Annotated in this window: 14 protein-coding genes and 1 tRNA gene; 8 read left to right on the forward strand and 7 right to left on the reverse strand. The window is 65.8% G+C overall.

Annotated elements, in window-relative coordinates:
* Positions 1-2: 2 nt before the first annotated feature.
* Positions 3-1,100, forward strand: a complete 1,098-nt coding sequence (gene bagB, locus Rhe02_RS34940) for an ArsA family ATPase (protein ID WP_203912733.1) — start codon at positions 3-5, stop codon at positions 1,098-1,100.
* A 6-nt stretch (positions 1,101-1,106) separates the two neighbouring features.
* On the opposite strand, the gene Rhe02_RS34945 is transcribed toward bagB, so the two are convergent.
* Positions 1,107-1,403: a WhiB family transcriptional regulator gene (locus Rhe02_RS34945; RefSeq protein WP_203912765.1), complete on the reverse strand. Its 297-nt coding sequence runs from the start codon at positions 1,401-1,403 to the stop codon at positions 1,107-1,109.
* 404 nt (positions 1,404-1,807) lie between these two features.
* Between Rhe02_RS34945 and Rhe02_RS34950 the strand changes: the two genes are divergently transcribed.
* The gene (locus Rhe02_RS34950; protein WP_203912734.1) at positions 1,808-4,327 is read left to right on the forward strand and encodes a transglycosylase domain-containing protein; all 2,520 of its coding nucleotides are present in this window, start codon (positions 1,808-1,810) and stop codon (positions 4,325-4,327) included.
* 37 nt (positions 4,328-4,364) lie between these two features.
* On the opposite strand, the gene Rhe02_RS34955 is transcribed toward Rhe02_RS34950, so the two are convergent.
* Positions 4,365-4,820, reverse strand: a complete 456-nt coding sequence (locus Rhe02_RS34955; protein ID WP_203912735.1) for a GatB/YqeY domain-containing protein — start codon at positions 4,818-4,820, stop codon at positions 4,365-4,367.
* A 25-nt stretch (positions 4,821-4,845) separates the two neighbouring features.
* Between Rhe02_RS34955 and Rhe02_RS34960 the strand changes: the two genes are divergently transcribed.
* The 3 genes from Rhe02_RS34960 (at position 4,846) to Rhe02_RS34970 (ending at position 6,777) form a co-directional block, all read left to right on the forward strand.
* Positions 4,846-5,730 (forward strand): metallophosphoesterase, encoded by an 885-nt coding sequence (locus Rhe02_RS34960; protein ID WP_203912736.1) that lies wholly within the window; start codon positions 4,846-4,848, stop codon positions 5,728-5,730.
* 62 nt (positions 5,731-5,792) lie between these two features.
* A tRNA-Pro gene (locus tag Rhe02_RS34965) sits at positions 5,793-5,866 on the forward strand.
* A gap of 587 nt (positions 5,867-6,453) precedes the next feature.
* Entirely contained in the window at positions 6,454-6,777 is a 324-nt protein-coding gene (locus tag Rhe02_RS34970; RefSeq protein ID WP_203912737.1) for a hypothetical protein, read from the forward strand.
* On the opposite strand, the gene Rhe02_RS34975 is transcribed toward Rhe02_RS34970, so the two are convergent.
* Together Rhe02_RS34975 and Rhe02_RS34980 are read right to left on the reverse strand one after the other, a co-directional pair.
* Positions 6,770-8,392 carry an Eco57I restriction-modification methylase domain-containing protein gene (locus tag Rhe02_RS34975; protein ID WP_239124248.1) on the reverse strand — a complete coding sequence of 541 codons (1,623 nt, stop codon included), beginning with the start codon at positions 8,390-8,392 and terminating at the stop codon, positions 6,770-6,772. The two genes, Rhe02_RS34970 and Rhe02_RS34975, sit on opposite strands and share 8 nt — an antisense overlap.
* Positions 8,393-8,445: 53 nt before the next feature.
* Entirely contained in the window at positions 8,446-9,441 is a 996-nt protein-coding gene (locus Rhe02_RS34980; protein ID WP_203912738.1) for an EamA family transporter, read from the reverse strand.
* A gap of 84 nt (positions 9,442-9,525) precedes the next feature.
* Here Rhe02_RS34980 and Rhe02_RS34985 point away from each other — a divergent pair, with 84 nt between their 5' ends.
* Positions 9,526-10,068 (forward strand): CGNR zinc finger domain-containing protein, encoded by a 543-nt coding sequence (locus tag Rhe02_RS34985; protein WP_203912739.1) that lies wholly within the window; start codon positions 9,526-9,528, stop codon positions 10,066-10,068.
* A 42-nt stretch (positions 10,069-10,110) separates the two neighbouring features.
* Here the strand turns inward: Rhe02_RS34985 and Rhe02_RS34990 are convergent, their stop codons facing one another.
* Positions 10,111-10,611, reverse strand: coding sequence for a DinB family protein (locus Rhe02_RS34990; RefSeq protein ID WP_239124249.1), 501 nt, complete (start codon positions 10,609-10,611; stop codon positions 10,111-10,113).
* A 223-nt stretch (positions 10,612-10,834) separates the two neighbouring features.
* On the opposite strand from Rhe02_RS34990, the gene Rhe02_RS34995 reads away from it, so the two are divergent.
* Positions 10,835-12,226, forward strand: a complete 1,392-nt coding sequence (locus tag Rhe02_RS34995) for a diguanylate cyclase (RefSeq protein ID WP_239124250.1) — start codon at positions 10,835-10,837, stop codon at positions 12,224-12,226.
* A gap of 298 nt (positions 12,227-12,524) precedes the next feature.
* Here the strand turns inward: Rhe02_RS34995 and Rhe02_RS35000 are convergent, their stop codons facing one another.
* Both Rhe02_RS35000 and Rhe02_RS35005 read right to left on the reverse strand, forming a co-directional pair.
* Complete coding sequence (locus tag Rhe02_RS35000; protein WP_203912740.1) at positions 12,525-13,583, reverse strand: aspartate-semialdehyde dehydrogenase; 1,059 nt, start codon at positions 13,581-13,583, stop codon at positions 12,525-12,527.
* Positions 13,584-13,585: 2 nt separating this feature from the next.
* Entirely contained in the window at positions 13,586-14,851 is a 1,266-nt protein-coding gene (locus Rhe02_RS35005) for an aspartate kinase (protein WP_203912741.1), read from the reverse strand.
* Positions 14,852-15,047: 196 nt separating this feature from the next.
* Here Rhe02_RS35005 and Rhe02_RS35010 point away from each other — a divergent pair, with 196 nt between their 5' ends.
* Positions 15,048-15,806 (forward strand): hypothetical protein, encoded by a 759-nt coding sequence (locus Rhe02_RS35010; protein ID WP_203912742.1) that lies wholly within the window; start codon positions 15,048-15,050, stop codon positions 15,804-15,806.
* The last annotated feature ends 34 nt before the right edge of the window (positions 15,807-15,840 follow it).

Genomic DNA, 15,840 nt, shown 5'->3' on the forward strand with positions numbered 1-15,840 from the left:
TTGTGTTTGACGTTGACGCGGTGCTGGGCGATCCCACGATCAGGATCGTCGTGTGCTGCGGGTCGGGTGGCGTGGGCAAGACCACGACCGCCGCTTCGCTGGCGCTTCGCGCGGCCGAGGTGCACGGCCGCAGGACGGTGGTGCTGACCATCGATCCGGCCCGCCGGCTGGCGCAGGCGCTCGGCCTGACCGAATTGGACAACACCCCGCGGCAGGTCAAAGACACCCAATTGCACGCGATGATGCTGGACATGAAGCGCACCTTCGACGAGGTGGTGCTGACCCATACCGCACCCGAGCGGGCCAAGGAGATCTTCGCCAACCCCTTCTACCAGGCCATGAGCACGACCTTCTCCGGCACGCAGGAGTACATGGCGATGGAGAAGCTCGGTCAGCTGCGCTCCGACGACGAGTGGGACCTCATCGTGGTCGACACGCCTCCGTCGCGTTCGGCTTTGGACTTCCTCGACGCCCCGGCCCGGCTGGGCCGGTTCCTCGACGGACGGATGCTCAAGCTGCTGCTCGGCACCGCGCGGGCCGGTGGCCGAAGCGTGTTCAACTTGGTGGCGGCCTCATTCGGCGCGTTCTCCAAAGTGGTGCAGAAGATTCTCGGCGCTCAGCTGCTCACCGACCTGAGCGGTTTCGTCTCCGCCCTTGACTCGATGTTCGGCGGCTTCCGTGAGCGCGCCGAGTCGACCTACCGCATCCTGCAGGACCCGCAGACGGCGTTTGTGCTCGTAGCCGCCCCCGAGCACGATGCCATCCGGGAGGCCGCCTATTTCGCTGAGCGGCTCGGCGCCGAGCGCATGCCGTTGGCCGGGCTGGTCCTCAACCGGGTGCACCTCTCGGCGATACCGGAGCTGACCGAGGAGATGAGCGCCGCCGCCGCAGTGGCGGTGGCGGACGCCCACCCGATCACGTCACAGGTGCTTGCCCTGCATGAGGTGCTCATGCGCCAGGTGGCGCGGGAGACCGAGGTGGCGGCCCTGTTCACCGACCAATTCCCCGGTGTCCCGGTGGCTCGAGTGCCAGCCCAGCCGACCGATGTTCACGATCTGGCTGGGCTGAGAACCATAGGTTCGGCACTCTCGTCCGAATAGCGTTGGTTACGCTTCGACGAGCTCTTTGCGAGGCTGGTTTTCCATCGCGGCTTCGAAGGTGCGCTTCCAGCTCGACACCGACGGGTGCCTGCGCAGCAGTGCGCGGCGCTCGCGTTCCGTCATGCCGCCCCACACCCCGAACTCAATCCGGTTGTCCAGCGCATCGGCTAGACACTCATAACGGACGGGACAGCCCCTGCAGATGCGCTTCGCTACGTTCTGCTCAGCGCCCTGAACAAATAGCGCATCCGGGTCCCCATTCCGGCATGCGGCGAGACTGGGCCAATCAGTGATCATGCCAATGCCCATGTTGCTACGTCCCCCCAGACGTTTCCCCCGAAACGCTCACAAGGCTCCCCCGAACCTTGCGAACGGTGCGTTGCTCGCCGGACCATCATGCTCCGTAGTTGGACGGTTACGCAATGTTATTGGGCGAAATGCCTGAAATGGATTTTTCGCGCCGTTCTCCGGCACCGTTATACGCACCCCCGGTCGGCGTGTCGCGAATGACGCCGGGAGATCCATTGGAAGTGGCCGCCGGGCGGGGGCCAGGCAGCCGGACTATCTGCGTTTATACGCCCGGGATCAGGGGATCCTTAGGCAACCTAGTCTGGGGTCGTGCATCTGGCTCAACGACGATGGATTCCATAGGGTTGCGGGTAATGCGCCACCGAATCAGACTCACGTAACCTGTGGCGGTGACCCTCATGCGCAAGAGCGATAACGGCCTCTTCGCCAACACAGCCTCTTTGCTCATCTGTGGCGTGTTGGCAGGCGTGGTCGTAGCCGCGGCGGCGTTTCCCCTCGTCGCACTCTCCGGGCTGGCAGCCAAAGCCAGTGGTGAGGCCTTCGGGCAGCTCCCCGATGAGCTGACGGTGAAGCGCACCCCCCAGATCAGTTATGTCTACGCGTCAGACGACAAGACACTCCTCGCCACGATGTACGACGAGAATCGGCGCGACCTGTCGCTGGCCGAGATCCCGCTGGTCGTACAAAGGGCGATGCTTGCCGCTGAGGACCAGAAGTTCTATCAGCACAATGGTGTTGACCTGAAGGGCTTTGCCCGCGCCTTCATCGCCAACAAGACCTCCGGCGAAGTCGAGCAGGGTGCCTCGACAATCACCATGCAATTGGTGCGTATGTCGCTGACCTTCACTTCGAGTCCCAACGACGTCATCACCGCCACCGAGGACACCAATACCCGCAAGCTTCGCGAGATCCGCTATGCGATCGCGCTCGAACAGCGGATGACCAAAGACCAGATCCTCGAGAACTACCTGAACACCGCCTACTTCGGCCTGCGCTCATACGGCATCTACGCGGCGAGCCAGGTCTACTTCAACAAGGAGCCCAAGGCGCTGAGCCTCAGCCAGACCGCCTTCCTGGTCGGCCTGGTGAAGTTCCCCGGCGACCTGGACCAGGCCGGCGGCCAGGAGCGCGCCACGGTCCGCCGTGATTACATCCTCACCGAAATGCAAGAGCTCGGAAACATCACGCCCGAGGAAGCCACCGCAGCCAAAGCCGAGAAGCTGGAAGTTGTCCGCAACGAGACCCCCAATGGGTGTGTGCAGACCACCGTCGCGCACTGGGGCTTCTTCTGTGACTTCTTCGAACGCTGGTGGCATCAGCAGGAGGTGTTCGGCGCGACCAAGTACGACCGGGAAAGGCAGCTGCGCGCGGGCGGCTACCGCATCGTCTCGTCGCTGGACATCAACACCCAGGACGCGATGCACCGCAACGTCATCAAGCAGTACCCGATCAACGCCCAGACCCCCGAAGCGCTCATGCTGGCCGGTGTCGAGCCCGGTACGGGCAAGGTGAGGGCGATGGCGGTCAACCGCAACTTCAAGCTCGATGACCCGAAGAACCCGCAGAACGGCCCGCACACCAACCCGATCGCCCGCAAAGATGGCATCCGCGGTTCCTACCCGAACACCACCAACCCGTTGCTCAGCACCGATCCAGAGTTCCAGGGCTATCGACCCGGCTCGGTGATGAAGATCTATACGTTGGTCGCGGCGCTGGAAAAGGGTCTCCCGCTCGACTACACCATCAACACCCAAGCGCGGGCTGTTTCCAAGTACCGGCACAGGTTTGAGCCCAACTGCAACGGCTGGTGGTGCCCGCCCAACAGCGCCGGCACTCCGATCGGCCCGCACAGCATGTGGACCGCATTCGGCTACTCGGTCAACACCTACTTCGTTCCGCTGTTCGACACGGTGGGCGGCAAGCAGGTCATGGACGTGGCACACCGGATGGGCCTGACCTTCTACGACATCCCCGACGACCCGAAGGACCGGCCGGGCGAACGCACCAAGGATGACGACTACGCCAACTCGACCGGCTCGATCGCCAACGTCTGGTCGCCTTTCACCCTCGGCATCTCGACCCATCCGCCGGTGCAGATCGCCAACACGTTCGCCACCTTGGCCGCCGACGGCCTTTACTGCGAGCCGATCCCGGTCGAGTCCATCGCCAACCACAAGGGCGAGAAGCTTTCCGTCGCAGACCCGCGATGCAAGCAGAACTTCGACCCCGAGGTGGCCCGCGCAGCCATCGACGCGGCCCGCTGCCCGGTCGGCGACAAGTCGTTCTTCGGCAAGTGCACCGGTGCCACCGCTCGCGCCTCGGCGACCATCATCGGCAAGCCGATCGCCGGCAAGACCGGCACCAGTGACAAGAAGCAGTCCTCGACGCTGACCATCACCACCAAACAGCTCGCGGTTTCCGGCTTCCTCACCGACCCGGACTGGCCTGATACCACCGAGGAAATGCCACACAACCCCGAAAGAGGCAAGGGCGGGGTGAACCCGGCCGTGCAATACACCATGGCCGAAGCAATGAAAGACAAACCGGCCATACAGTTCACCAAGCCGACAGACAAGATGGCATTCGGTAACCAGATCGCCATTCCCGCGGTCACCTGTATGGGCATTCCCGAAGCCACCGCGGTGCTCAAGGGCGCCGGCTTCAAGGTCGAGGTCGACAACCGCGCGCCCCAGCCTTCCGCGTGTCCCGCCGGCACCGCCGCGGGCACCAGCCCAGCCGGCAAGACGATCAAGGGTGGCGTTGTCGTCATCCAGGTCAGCGGCGGCGGGGGTGGTCCCGGGCCTGGTGGAGGCGGCGGAGGTGGTGGCGGCGGTCCCGGCAAACCGACCAGACCCACCAAACCACCGGGGACAACCTGTCCACCGTTCTGCTTACCCAACGCACCTGACGACGAATAACCCCGATGAGGGCCGCCTTTCCAGGCGGCCCTCATCGCTATCCAGCGAGCTGTTTGCGGACCTCCGCAGCGACCTTGCCGCCGTCGGCCCGCCCCGCGATCGCGGCCTGCGCCGCCTTCATCGCCTGACCCATCGCGCCCGGCCCTTCGAAACCGCCGTCGGCCAGCGCCTGGCCGACGATGGCGGCGATCTCCGCATCGGACAGCTGAACCGGCAGATACTTGGCGAGCACCTCCTCCTCGGCCCGCTCCTTGGCTGCCTGCTCGGCGCGGCCCGCGTCGGCGAAGGCCGTCGCCGCCTCCGTGCGCTTCTTGGCCTCCTTCTTCAGGACCGCCAGCACCTCGTCGTCGCTCAGCTCACGCTTCTGCTTGCCGGCCACCTCGGCCACTCCCACCGCGGCCAGCGCCATGCGCAGCGTGGAGGTGGTGATTTCGTCCCGGGCCTTCAACGCGGCGATCATGTCGGCGGATAGCCGCTCCTTTAGTGAGCTCATGACCCAGCAAACTACCCTTGGGGGCATGGGTCCGCTCGGAAAAATCGCCGCCGGTGTCGCCATCGCCGGCGCTGGCACGCTCGCCTACGCCTCGCTCGTCGAACGCAACCTGTTCACCCTGCGCCGATTCGATGTGCCCGTGCTCGCGCCGGAGGCCGAACCGCTTCGCGTGCTGCACCTGTCAGACCTCCATCTGACCCCCGGCCAGCAGCGCAAACAACGGTGGGTGAGCCACCTCGCCGGGCTCGACCCAGATCTGGTCATCGTCACCGGGGACAACATGGCCCACCCCGACTCGGTGGCCCACGTGCTCGCCGCCTACCAGCCGCTCTTCGACGTGCCCGGCGCGTTCGTGTTCGGTTCCAACGACTACACCGGCCCGGTCTTGAAGAATCCGTTCACCTACTTCACCCACCACGACAAGCGTGACTACAAACACGGGGTTGACCTGCCCTTCGAAGAGCTGCGCACGGCGTTCACCAACGCCGGCTGGGCCGACCTCAACAACGCGCGCACCCAGCTCAAGGCCGGGGGCCGGGTCATCGACCTCGTCGGCGTGGACGACCCCCACATCGGCCTCGACGCCTACCCCGCCGGGCCCGCAGACCCCCGCGCTGATGCGCGCATAGCCCTGGCTCACGCTCCCGAGCCGCGCGTTCTTGACGAGTTTGCTTCTGACGGGTACGAGCTAATGCTCGCCGGGCACACCCACGGCGGCCAGGTCCGCGTCCCCGGCGTCGGTGCCCTGGTCACCAACTGCGGCCTGCACCGCTCGATGGCACGCGGCCTGCACCGCTGGTCCGGAGACAGCTGGCTGCACGTCTCAGCCGGAATCGGGACCCATCCCACCGCCCCGATCCGCTTCGCCTGCCGTCCCGAGGCCAGCCTGCTGACCTTGATTCCCCGCTGACCGCCGATACCCGTTTTGGCCCTTGCTCGCCGGTAGGGTAATCTTTCTCCGGCGCGACACCTCGGGGTATGGCGCAGCTTGGTAGCGCGCTTCGTTCGGGACGAAGAGGCCGTCGGTTCAAATCCGGCTACCCCGACAGAGTAAAGGCCCAGCTCAGAGCGATCTGAGTCTGGGCCTTTTCCGTCTTTCAATTGCCGGTGGGGACCCGGCCCGACGACCATTGGCGGAGGACTTCGACGATCTCGGCTGGTGACCTATGAACGGGATATTCACGCTCGGATCGGCGGGGGCACACAGAGGTTGGGACCCCTCATATTCCGCACAGCTATCAGACACACCTGCTCCCAAGTAATCAGTTTTCGGCCTGGGAGAGCCGGCTTTCCGGTATGCCGTAAACGCGGGCCACTGCTTGGGTATCGTGGGCCACGCATACTCACAATTTCCGCCAGCCACCGGTCAGGAACCGCATCAACCTTCGGTACCGTCTTCGCCATCGCTCCTTGAACGTCTTGGGTATAAAGCTTGACCCACTTGGCATGCACGGCCCCCCGGTCCTTGCCATTGGCTTACTTGCGATCCCTCGTTCCCGTCCGGTCTGCGGTACGGAAAGATGGAACCCTCGCCCATTCTCGCGCGAACGCTTCCTCCTCACCGTCGGCCGCCCGGATCGACTTCTCGATATACTCATCCACCCGCCGGTTCAAATCCGGCTAACCCGACCAGGTGATGGATCACAATCCATCGAGGATGGTGGAACATTTGACGGACTACCGACTCGTCAGTGAGGTCGAGCCGGAGCTTGCTGGCCTTCTGATCAAAGGGCTACGCGCGGCGGGCGAGGGCGAGCTGGCGGATCAGGTCAGTCAGCTGCGCTATCACGGCCGGTGTGAATGCGACTCCGACAGCTGCCGCAGTTTCTACACGGCACCGCGAACAGACGGCGCCTATGGACCAGGTCATCGGAATATCACGCTGGATGTTGGCGACACACACATGGTCGTCGTCGATGTGGTCGAGGCCGATATCGTCTTTGCCGAGTTCATTTAGGAATAGCCGCGATGCACACCCCGTAAACCCGGGTGGCCACCTCGCTGGCGGCATCGATGTCGCGGTCGGCGAAGGCGCGGGCGAGCGCGGCCCGGTCACTGGCGCTCAGCGACTCCGGGTGCGGGACGCGGATTCGGCGGAGGTACTGGGCTTGGAAGCGCATGGTGCCACCGCGCATCTTGACCGCGTAGGCCTCCACGAAGGCTTGCGCGACGCCGGATAGGAGCAGGCCTCCCAACACGCGCAGATCCCATGCGTCCGAGACGACGTAGTAAAGATTGTGATGCGGGTAGAGGCCGCCCTCGTCCAGCACGGGATGGAGGCAGTTCTTCAGGTCGGGGAAGAGGAGTTTGGGCCGAGCGGTGAGGCAATGGTCAATCTTGTCGATGGTCCGGTACCACTGTTCAGGCCCCAACCGCGCCACATAGCGTTGCCGCAACGCCGAAGAGTGCCGCTCGAAGTGGGCCTGCAAGCGCGGATAGGCCGCGAGATCGACGAGTTCACCGTTGGCGTCCCAGGGGTTGACCAGATGGTGGCCCGACCATGCGAGCCCACCGGACTTGGTGTCCCGCACCATCGACAACGGAAGCAACCGATCCGGTTCAACGTCGGCGCAAGCGGAACCAGACGTGACGAATACCGAGTCGGCGCCGGTAGCCACTCCGATCCCCACTCGCGTTGCGGTTGCCCTGTCCTCGAGCAGCGGAAAGCGGTCATTCAAGTCTTCGATGAGCGCCAGCCGCGCGGGCGATCCGGAGGGCCACGAGTCACCACCGCTGAACCAATGCGGAAGACGCCCGATCTCGAAGCGGCCGTTGGCAATTGGAGGTGATGCAGGATTGCGCTTCCACGCGACGACGGTCATGGCATCGTCGGCGAGAAAGGCTCGCCGGGTGTCGGCGACCACGGCCGGGCCTTGGGGGGCCTTGCGAATGATGGAGATGGCGGGGTAGGCGGCGACACGCCGATCGAAGACGTCGACGTCGTGCAGGGCCATGGCGAAGTCGACGCTGTAGTGAGCCGCGATCAGGCGGCGCAGGCGTGCGCCGTAGCGGTTGCGCATCCAGCGGTCGGCGCAGATGAAACCGACTACGCCTTCGGGTTTGAGTGACCGCAACGCCACCTCATAGAAGCCGATGTAGACATCCGATCGCCCAGCCATCGTGGAACAGGCGTCGCGGTAGGCCGCCAGACGGTCCTGCGGAATGTCCTCCAGCCGGATGTAGGGCGGGTTACCCAAAACGAAGTCAGCGCTTTGCTCCTCCCGTTGCCGCAGAAGGTAATCGTCCTGCTCGACCCAGGCTGTCGCATATTTCGCAGCGGACTTCCAGCCCCCCTCGCTCAGCACCTTCTCGATGACGCGCTGGCTCGCTTCGACATTGTGCGGCAGCAGATCGAAGGCACGGATCGCGTCGCCCAGATTGCGCCCGTGCGCTCGGCAGGAGGCGCTGAGCCGGGAGACCATCTGTTCCAGGAAAGCGCCGCCGCCACAAGCGGGCTCGACCGCGACCATCGCGCCCAGGTCCCGATCGGGGGTGTATCCGGCGAGATCGAGCACGAAGTCGACGACCCAGCGGCGGGTGAAGACCACGCCGGGCCCGGCCGGGAGATTCACACCAATGAGATTACCGCACCAGTGATCGTCACACTTTCACGGAAATCGTGGCGTCACCCAGCGCGCAGGGCGGGCGCGGGGGACGCGGGCGTTGCCGAGGCGGGCGCAGGAGCGGATGACGGCGGGGTGGGTGGAGCGGAACGGGATTCGTCGAGGCGGACGAGGATGACGCCGCCGACGATGAAGACTCCGCCGAGGAGCTGGATCGCGGTGGGCAGCTCGCCGAGCAGGAGCCAGGCGAACAGGACCGCGAACGCCACTTCGGTGAGCCCGGCGAACGAGGCGAGGCGGGGGCCGAGCATTCTCGCGGCGGCGATGCCGACCACGTAGGAAATGGCGGCCGCGATCAGGGAGAGGCCGATTACCGGTACCCACCAAGGCATGGAACGACCGGTGAAGGACACCGATCCGAAGGTGGCGTGCATCGGCAGCGCGCCCAGGAACCCGAGCACAACCAGGGCGAGGGTGCCGATGCCCATTCCGGCGCTGGCCACCGCGAGCGGGGGCAGCTCACTGTCCACTTTGGAGGAAAGGATGAAATACGTGGCCAGGCCGAAGGCCGCCCCGAGCCCCCACAGCACTCCCACCGGGTCGAGCCTGGTGCCACCGAGCAGGTTGAGGATGAGGAACAGGCCGAGCAGGGCCACCACGGAGCCGACGATGGTCAGCCGGCGTGGCCGATTGCCGTGTCGCAGCCAGACCCAGGCCACCACCAGGATGAGGCCGAGGTATTCGAGAAGCAGCGCCACTCCGACGGAGAGGGTCTGCACGGCGTTGAAGAAGAACACCTGGCATCCGGCGACCGCCACGAGCCCGTAGACGGTAACCATGCCCAGGTTGCGGCGCAGGGCGTGCCAGCGCCCGCGCATGGTGACAATGGTCGGGATGACGAGCAGAAGCGCGGCCACCCCGATCCGGATGGTCACCGCGGCGGAGACGGACCAGCCCGCATCGGTCAGCGAGCGGGCGAATATGCCGGAGGTGCCGAAGAAGGCCGCGGAGATCAGCGCCAAGCCCAGACCGGCTCCAATCGTGCGTTCCCGAAGCATTGCTCCTCCAGAGCTGACCGAGGTGTAATTAGCAAAAGACCCTTATGCTTGTGACACTATCCACCGGGGATGACAGGAGTCAAGGTGCTTTTTACTCGTGACACCGAGGTGGCGCTCGCCGCGGCCGCAGCCCTGGTGAACACCGACGACCCGGACGGGGAGAAGCTGCCCGACGTGGCCGCGCTTGATGACTTCGTGAAGACGTGGGGCTGGACCGGAGAGCGTGCCCGCAATCAGGCTGAGCTGAAAGCCGTCCGGGCGCTTCGCCCGCGGCTACGTGAGATTTGGCACTCCGACGAGGAGCGGGTGGTCGACATCGTCAACGAGCTGTTGCGGGAGTCGAACGCCTTGCCACAGCTCGTCAAACACGACTTATGGGACTATCACCTCCACGCCACCCCCTCCAATGCCCCGCTTGCCGCGCGGATGGCGGTGGAGGCGGCGATGGCGATGGTGGACATGGTGCGCGCCAAGGAGTTGAGCCGCCTGCGCAGCTGTGACTATCCGACGTGTGGGAACGTCGTGGTCGACCTTTCCAAGAACCGGTCGCGGCGCTTCTGCGACGACGGCTGCGGCAACCGGGCCTCGGTCGCCGCATACCGCGCCCGCAAGGCCGCTACGAAGTAAACCGGAGCTTCGCACTCACTGCCGCCCCACCATGTCGATGGTCTAGCTGGGAGATGGAGTAGCTTCGATCTGCTCACGCAGGATATCGGCGTGACCCGCGTGGCGCGCCACCTCCTCGATCATGTGCAGATAGATCCAGCGCAGCGAGACCTGGCCCCAATGCTGGTGCGGCACCACATGGTCGAGGGGAAATTTGGCGGCGTTGGTGCGCGACTCCTCGCAAGCCGCGTCGTACTCGGCCAGCACGTCAGCCACGGTCTCGTCGTCGCGCACCACCCAGCTGTGTTCGTCGGCGCTCGACGGCAGCGGAAGCTCTTCGCGCGGAATCTGCAAAAGCCTGTGCTGGAACCAGTTTCTTTCCACGATCGTGTTGTGCTTGACGAGCCCGATGAGGGTGGTCAGCGACGGCACCAGGTTGCGCCGCGCATCGGCCTCGGATATCCCTTCCAGGGTCTCCTTGAGTTCACGGCGCTGCATATCGACGAAGTACTCGAGCATCGCGCGCTCATCGGTGGTGACGGTGATCGGATCTTGGGCGGTCATGCGGCGATGCTGCCAGAACGCGGAGCCACTCCACAAGCGGGACCGTCCGGAGAGGACGGTGAAGCCTTAAGTCGCCAATCCGACCGACTGACAGGTCACAATTCACCGAGGTAGACGGGATTTCCGGCGGGATCACGGTCACGCTGGGTAAGCTTGCCGCTGACCGGCTAATTCCCCCTCACCCCGGACTACCCCAGTGCCCCTCACGAACATCATTGACGATGTGACTGCGGCGTTGAGCAGGAGCCGCAGCGCGGTTGAGGCCTGCCATGCGACGGTCAGGGCGATCACCATGAGCAAGGTCGGCGCCCGAGGAATGATCGCTGTTCTGCTGCATGTGCAGGAGCACCTACGGTGCGTCGCCGCCAGCGGTTCTTGGCAGGTCTATTCCTGGGTACCGCTTAGCGATGGCGTGGTCGGCCGCGTCTACGCCGGCGGCCAGCCGCAGACGATCACCGATGTCGACGCCGACCCCGATTACATCCGGATCGGCCCGGACGTCATCGCCGAGATCTGCGTTCCGATCCTCGATCGCACAGGCCAGCCGATCGGCGTGATCAACGCCGAATGGACCAGCACCGACGGCCTCGAAGGCTGGCAAGACCTCCTCGCCGATGTCGGGCGCAGGCTGGGCGAGCGGCTTGACGAGCTCGGCGGCCCCCCGGCGGAGACCCGCGGAGAGCAGCTGCTGCGGCATTCGATGGCGCTCACCGACGCGGAAACCGACGCCGAAGTCCTGTTCCGGGTGTGCCGGGCAGCGCGTGAGGTGACCGGCCTCGCCGCGGCCGTGCTGATGCGCCCGCTGCCCCCACTCGGCGGGGTGGGCATGGCCGCCAGCTTTCCGGAAAGCCGGGACAGGCCGCTGATCGGCCGGCTCGCCGACGCGGAACCCCACCGGCTCAACAGTCTTGTCGAAAGAGCGGGCCAGCACGGCGCTTCCTATTCGATCGGGGACCCGGCCCTGCTCAACGCCCACGGCTTCGAGGCCCTCACCGAAGCGGGCGTCAAAACGATGATCGCCATCCCGCTCGCGGACGGGGTGCTGCTCGCGCTCGACGAGTCGGCCAATGTCCCCAACCCGGAGACGGTCAACCTGTTGGAGCTGCTGGCTACCCAGGCCTCCACCTGCCTGGAGAAGCTGGCGCACCTGCGAAACCTGCACCGGCAGGCCACCTCAGACCCGCTGACCGGTCTGCGGCACAGCGGGCCGTTCGGCCACCGGCTGCGGCGAGCCACTCCGGGCCGCACCGCGCTGCTCGCCATCGACATCGATGAGTTCAAGTCCATCAACGACACGCTCGGCCACGCCGTGGGCGACCAGGTGCTCATCGAGGTCGCCAACGCGCTGCAGAAGGCGCTGCGCCAGGGCGACGAGCTGTTCCGCATCGGCGGAGACGAGTTCGTGGCCGTGGTGGACGTCCCGACCGTAGCCGTGGCCGCCGGCGTGGCCGAACGCCTCATCGAAGCTGCCCGGTCCACCGGCCGCACCATCAGCGTTGGCGTCGCCCAGCAACACCACGACGAATCGCCGGAACAGGCCCTGCACCGGGCCGATCGAGCCCTCTACGCAGCCAAAGCCTCCGGCCGCGACGCCGTCCGCATCTCCCACAGATAAATGGCGCGCGCGGCAGCGCCGCTGCAATGCTGGCGCGTGCGAAGCAACGCGCGGCAGCACCGCCTCAACGCCGATGTCTTCCCTCGTGATCATGAGGCACAAGCGGAGAGCGGCCAGGTGAGGTGAGGGTGCTGGCGAGAGAGGTGCCCCCTGCGGGTCGGCGGCGCAGCCGCCGCCGGGTGACCAGGCACGGACCTTCGTTGCCGCCCGGGAGGTTACGGCGAGGGACCACGTCGGTGCGGCGTAGGAAAGGCATGAAAAGCCGGCCCGCCAAGACGCGCGGGCCGGCTGGAAGCAGCTAGCGCGAAGTGAATTCGGTGGCGAGGAGTTCGGCGATTTGGGCGGCGTTGAGGGCCGCGCCTTTTCGCAGGTTGTCGCCGGTGACGAAGAAGTCGAGCGCGCGCGGGTCGTCGATCGAGCGGCGGATCCGGCCGACCCAGGACGGGTCGGTGCCCACGGCGTCGATCGGCATCGGGAACTCGCCCGCGGCCGGGTCGTCGACCACGATCACGCCTGGCGCGTCCTGGAGGAGCTTGCGGGCCTCGTTGGCGTCGACCTCTGAACCGAAGACCGCGTGTACCGCAATCGAGTGGCCGGTGACGACCGGAACGCGGACACAGGTCGCGCTCACCTTGAGGTCGGGAAGACCCAGGATCTTGCGGGACTCGTTGCGCATCTTCAGCTCTTCGCTGGACCAGCCATCGTTCTTCAGCGATCCGGCCCACGGCACGACGTTGAAGACCAGCGGCGCCGGGAACGGGCCCAAGTCTTCGCCGACCGCGTGCCGCACGTTGCCTGTGCGGGAGCCGAGCTGGCGGTCACCGGCGACCTTGGCGATCTGGTCGTAGAGCGTCTCCGGACCGGCCACGCCGGCCCCGGACACCGCCTGATACGACGCGAGAACCAGCTCCTTGAGCCCGTACTCGCGGTGCAGGGGCGCTACGGCGACGATCATCGCGAGGGTGGTGCAGTTGGCGTTGGCGATGATGCCCTTGGGCCGGTTGCGCAGCGCCTGCGGGTTGATCTCGGGCACGACCAGCGGCACATCGGGGTCCATGCGGAAGGTGCCGGACTTGTCGATGACGACCGCGCCGCGAGCCGCGGCACGCGGGGCCCATTCGGCGGAAACCTCGTCGGGGACGTCCATCATCGCCACGTCGACGCCGTCGAAGGCCTCGTCGCACAGCGCGATGACCTCGACCTCTTGGCCGCGGACGACGAGTTTGCGCCCGGCCGAGCGCGGCGATGCGATGAGCCGGATTTCTCCCCAGACGTTGGCGCGGTTGGACAGGATTTCAAGCATCACGGTGCCGACGGCGCCGGTGGCACCCACGACCGCCAAGGTAGGACCTGTCATCTTCATCTCCCGGTTCCCGCGTAGACGACGGCCTCTTCGCCGCTGCCCAGCTCAAAAGCATCGTGCACCGCGCGCACCGCGTTATCCAGCTCTATGTCCCGGCAAACCACCGAAATCCGGATTTCCGAGGTCGAAATGATCTCGATGTTGACTCCGGCCCGGGCCAGCGCCTCACAGAATGTCGCGGTCACCCCGGGGTGTGAACGCATGCCTGCGCCGACAAGGGAAACCTTACCGATGTGATCGTCGTAGAGCAGGCCCTTGAAGCCCACTCGCTCCTGGATCTTTTGCAGCGCTGCCATCGCCGATGCGCCGTCGGCCTTGGGCAACGTGAACGAGATGTCCGTGCGGCCGCTGGCTTCCGTGGAGACGTTCTGGACGATCATGTCGATGTTGATCTCGGCGTCGGCGACGGCGCGGAAGATCGAAGCGGCCTCGCCCGGCTCGTCGGGGACCGAGACGATAGTGATCTTCGCCTCGCTGCGTTCGTGTGCCACGCCGGTGATAAGTGCCTGCTCCACGGGAAGATCCTCCATCGATCCGGTCACGATGGTGCCGGGGTTGGTTGAGTAGGACGAGCGGACGTGAATCGGAACATTGAACCGCCGCGCATACTCCACGCTGCGCAAATGCAAGATCTTCGCGCCGCAGGCGGCCAGTTCCAGCATCTCCTCGTACGTGATCTGCTCGATGCGCTTGGCCTGCGGCACGATGCGCGGGTCGGCGCTGTAAACGCCGTCGACGTCGGTGTAGATCTCGCAGACGTCGGCCTTGAGCGCGGCCGCCAGCGCCACCGCGGTCGTGTCCGAGCCGCCGCGGCCCAGCGTCGTGATGTCCTTGGTGTCCTGGGCGACGCCCTGGAACCCGGCCACGATCGTGATCGCACCCTCGTCGAGCGCGCCGCGCAGCCGGCCCGGCGTCACATCGATGATGCGGGCACGGCCGTGCGAGGAGGTGGTGATGACGCCCGCCTGGGATCCGGTGTAGGACCGCGCTTCATAGCCAAGGTTGTGAATCGCCATGGCCAGCAACGCCATCGAGATGCGTTCACCCGCGGTGAGCAACATGTCGAACTCACGGCCGGGCGGCAGCGGGCTCACCTGGTGAGCGAGGTCGATCAGCTCATCCGTCGTGTCACCCATCGCTGAGACGACTACGCAGACGTCGTTGCCTGCCTTTCGCGTCAGAACGATCCGCTCGGCAACCCGCTTGATCCGCTCCGCGTCAGCCACCGAGGAGCCGCCATACTTCTGCACCACCAAAGCCACGCGGACAGCTTAACGGCGCTTAATAGCGGGTCCCTCGCGCCAATCTCACCTTTCGGTCGCATGAAGAAGATCCTCATTTTTTGGGTACCGGCCGCAGCCGACTCTGCGCTCGCCAACGCTGGGCCACCGTAAGAATTAGTGCTGTGACACGCGCCACCTTCAAGGGCAAGGCCCCATCGGGGGCGAAAATGAGCGCGTGCGGCTGTCTGTGATCGTCCCCCTCGTCGGCGCGCTGATCCTGTCGACCCTCGCCGGATGCGGCGAAGACGCTAAAGACTCGGCCACGCCGGTGACCGATACTTCCAGCGCGTCCGCGTCCGCGCACCCCAATGATCCGAGCCAGCCCAGGACACGCCTAGCCGCCTGGGCCGCGGCCGCCAAGGACCAACGCCTGACCGCCTTCTACGTACTCAAATCGCAGGGCCACGCCGACCGAACGGTGTCGATCATCCGGGCGGCCGATGGCTCGTGGCGGGTGGACATACCGGGCGGCGCTCACGGCGGCGCGGTCGACATCGCCCTGGTCTTCACCGGTAACGCGCTGCACCAGTGCGTCTTGCCGGCCGGCGGCTGCGTTCGCGTGCAGGGCAAGCTGCCCGCCGACTCCGATCCCAAGATCCAGCATCTGATCACGGACTGGCTCGACATCTTCACCGATCGGCAGCAGGCGCTGGCGGTCAGCGTCGCGCATCCGCTGCAGGGCGCGGCGGGTGAGTGCTACGCGATCGAGTCATCCGCCGTCTCGCTCAAGCTTCCGGTCGACGTCGGAATCTATTGCTACGAACGCGATGGCACGCTCACCGCGGCGAAGATGAGCTTCGGCACCATTCTTCTGGCCGGCAAGCCGGGCGCGGCCCCGCCCGCCCTGGCCCTGCCCGGCCCGGTGGTGACCGGCGCGCTCCTGACGCTCGCTGCCCCGCCCTCCCCCACCGCAACCGCCAGCCCTAAGGGCTGACCTCCGCGGCCATGACCGGGCTCACTCGAAATGG

It is taken from the genome of Rhizocola hellebori (genome assembly GCF_016862955.1).
GTDB classification, from domain to species: Bacteria; Actinomycetota; Actinomycetes; order Mycobacteriales; family Micromonosporaceae; genus Rhizocola; species Rhizocola hellebori.

What these genes read in the sequence shown, in the direction of transcription:
- Rhe02_RS34950 (WP_203912734.1), top strand. Translation starts at nt 1,808, where the DNA reads ATGCGCAAGAGCGATAACGGCCTCTTCGCCAACACAGCCTCTTTGCTC.
- Rhe02_RS34955 (WP_203912735.1), bottom strand. Translation starts at nt 4,820, where the DNA reads ATGAGCTCACTAAAGGAGCGGCTATCCGCCGACATGATCGCCGCGTTG.
- Rhe02_RS34960 (WP_203912736.1), top strand. Translation starts at nt 4,846, where the DNA reads ATGGGTCCGCTCGGAAAAATCGCCGCCGGTGTCGCCATCGCCGGCGCT.
- Rhe02_RS34980 (WP_203912738.1), bottom strand. Translation starts at nt 9,441, where the DNA reads ATGCTTCGGGAACGCACGATTGGAGCCGGTCTGGGCTTGGCGCTGATC.
- Rhe02_RS34990 (WP_239124249.1), bottom strand. Translation starts at nt 10,611, where the DNA reads ATGACCGCCCAAGATCCGATCACCGTCACCACCGATGAGCGCGCGATG.
- Rhe02_RS35000 (WP_203912740.1), bottom strand. Translation starts at nt 13,583, where the DNA reads ATGACAGGTCCTACCTTGGCGGTCGTGGGTGCCACCGGCGCCGTCGGC.